This window comes from Acinetobacter sp. YH12097 (assembly GCF_013419225.1).
GTDB classification, from domain to species: Bacteria; Pseudomonadota; Gammaproteobacteria; order Pseudomonadales; family Moraxellaceae; genus Acinetobacter; species Acinetobacter amyesii.
This window is the reverse complement of sequence record NZ_VPAN01000090.1, coordinates 1-2,554: the sequence shown is the minus strand read 5'-3', so window position 1 is coordinate 2,554 and position 2,554 is coordinate 1. Positions and strand designations below refer to the sequence as shown.

General features: G+C 46.5%; 3 protein-coding genes. All 3 read left to right on the top strand.

Going from position 1 to position 2,554, the window contains the following annotated elements; translation table 11 throughout:
- Window positions 1-86: 86 nt before the first annotated feature.
- A complete protein-coding gene (locus FTU37_RS16480) occupies window positions 87-470 on the top strand; it encodes a transposase (RefSeq protein WP_004762545.1) in 384 nt (127 codons plus the stop codon).
- On the top strand, window positions 467-802 hold the full coding sequence (gene tnpB / locus FTU37_RS16475; RefSeq protein ID WP_004691519.1) for an IS66 family insertion sequence element accessory protein TnpB: 336 nt from the start codon (window positions 467-469) through the stop codon (window positions 800-802). Before FTU37_RS16480 ends, tnpB begins: the two co-directional genes overlap by 4 nt.
- Window positions 803-876: 74 nt before the next feature.
- The gene (locus FTU37_RS16470) at window positions 877-2,523 is read left to right on the top strand and encodes an IS66 family transposase (protein WP_180087044.1); all 1,647 of its coding nucleotides are present in this window, start codon (window positions 877-879) and stop codon (window positions 2,521-2,523) included.
- The last annotated feature ends 31 nt before the right edge of the window (window positions 2,524-2,554 follow it).

The following is a 2,554-nucleotide window of genomic DNA, read 5'->3' as shown; positions in this document are numbered from 1 at the left end:
GTAAGCGTCCGCTGAACACACCTTATGAATTCATCCTATAAGCCTTAATTTAGTCCCCACTTAAAAACAAGTGGGGACTAAAATTTATGACTACAAATCACCAGACATCCATCGCATCTCTTGCGAAAAAACGAAGAACATACAGTGCTGAATTTAAACAGCAGATCGTTCAGGCTTGTAAAGCACCGGACGTTTCAATTGCTTCGGTCGCTTTGCAACATGGATTGAATACAAATCTTGTATCCAAATGGATTCGCTTAATTGATGGTAAGCCAGGGAATGATCGCTCACCACTACCGAATAAACCTGCATTTATTGCCTTATCTTGCTCTGCACCATTAGATCCTACTCCTACTGACATGTTAACGGTTCAAATTACTTTACCCCACTCAAAAGCAGAAATTGGCTTGAAATGGCAAGTATCAGAAATATCTGCTTTAGCAGAATTACTCAAGGCACTTGCAACATGATCCGCATTGATGAAATCTGGCTTTCTACCCAACCTCTGGATATGCGAGCAGGGATGGATACTATCATGGCTCAGGTGGTGAGAGCCTTTGGCTACATTAAACCGCATTGTGCTTACCTGTTCTGTAATAAACGTGGCCATCGCATGAAAGTGCTGGTACATGATGGACTGGGCATCTGGCTGTGTGCCCGGCGGCTGGAACAGGGAAAATTCCACTGGGCGCAGGTTCACCAGGGTGAAAGCATGGCGATCAGTCCGGAACAGTTACAGGCACTGATCCAGGGTTTACCTTGGCAGCGCATTGGACGACAGCAGGTGGTGACGATGCTCTAAACTAGGCTGGTCCATTCTGCTATTCTCCAAACGTTCTATTTCCTCTGCGTCATGACCTCAGGCATACTGCGGTCATGAAAATGCTGCCTGATTTAAGCCAACTGACCCATGAACAACTGCTGGAATTTACCCGGCAGTTGGCGATGCAGCATCAGTCTCTGGCACAATCAAATCAAGAATTAGAAAAATCAAACCAACAATTAGATACCAAAGTTCAGCATCTTGAAGTATCCAATCAGCAATTAGATGCTCAAGTTCAACATCTTTCTATTCTCAATCAAAAATACGAGCATGAACTCGCACTATTTAAACAGCACAAATTCGGCAGTAAAAACGAACATCTCACTGCAAAACAAATCCATCTCTGGGATGAAGCGGTCGAAGAAGATATTGCAGCCGTTGATCTGGAACTGGAACGGCTGAATGCAGATAAAACCGATGCAGCGACACAGAAAGCCAAAGCAAATAAACCTAAACGTCGACTGCTGCCCGATCATCTACACACCATCCGTATTGAGCATGAACCAACATCAACCCAATGTGCTTGTGGCTGCACCTTGCGTCGTATCGGCGAAGATATCAGTGAAAAACTGCATTTCAGACCGGCACAGTTCTATAAGGAACAGCATGTGCGTGGCAAATGGGTCTGTGATCAGTGTGACACCCTGACTCAGCAAGCGATGCCTGCCTATGTGATTGATAAAGGCATTGCTTCACCTGAACTGCTCAGCCATGTGTTGGTATCGAAGTATGCCGATCATTTACCGCTGTACCGTCAACGTCTGATCTATCAGCGGGCGGGAATCGAGCTTTCTAGATCAACGTTATCTGACTGGATAGGTCGCTGCGGTGTAGAACTGGAGCCTCTGGCCAATGCCTTAAAACAGGTGGTGCTGCAACAGCAGGTGCTGCATGCAGATGAAACACCAGTCACCATTATGCAGATGGGTGATGATGAGAAAAAACCGAAGAAAGGTTATGTCTGGGCCTATGCCACTACACAGTACAATCCAGTTCAAGCGGTGATCTATGACTTTCAGGATAGCCGTTCAGGTCAGCATGCAGAAGAGTTCCTGAATGGCTGGCAGGGCCATCTGGTCTGTGATGATTACAGTGGTTATAAAGCACGCTTTAAATCAGGCGATGTCATTGAGGTGGGCTGCATGGCCCATGCACGTCGTAAATTCCATGAGCTACATGTGACTGGGAAAAGTCAGATCACTGAACAGGCATTACTGATGATTCAGAAACTGTATGCGATAGAAGCAGAACTCAGGAAAAAGACCGATGGTACGGTAGAACAGCGCCGCGAATACCGACAACAGCATAGTCAACCGGTGATGCAACAACTGTATGAATGGCTCAACCAACATTATCTGACGGTGCCATCGAGTTCTCCAACCGCCAAGGCCATCAATTACACTCTGAAGCGTTGGCCAGCTTTAAGCCGCTATTTGGATGATGGCAATCTACCGATTTGCAATAATTGGGTAGAGAATCAAATGCGACCTTGGGCCTTAGGGCGCAAGAACTGGCTGTTTGCTGGCTCGCTGCGCAGCGGCCAGCGAGCGGCGAATATCATGACTTTAATCCAGTCAGCAAAGCTGAATGGCTTGGATCCGTATGCCTATTTAAGTGATGTGCTGAAAAGGCTGCCGACGCATAAAGCGACCCAAATAGAAGAATTACTGCCACATCGCTGGAAATCCAACTCAAATTAAAAAATAGGCATGGGGTTCAGCGGACGCTTAC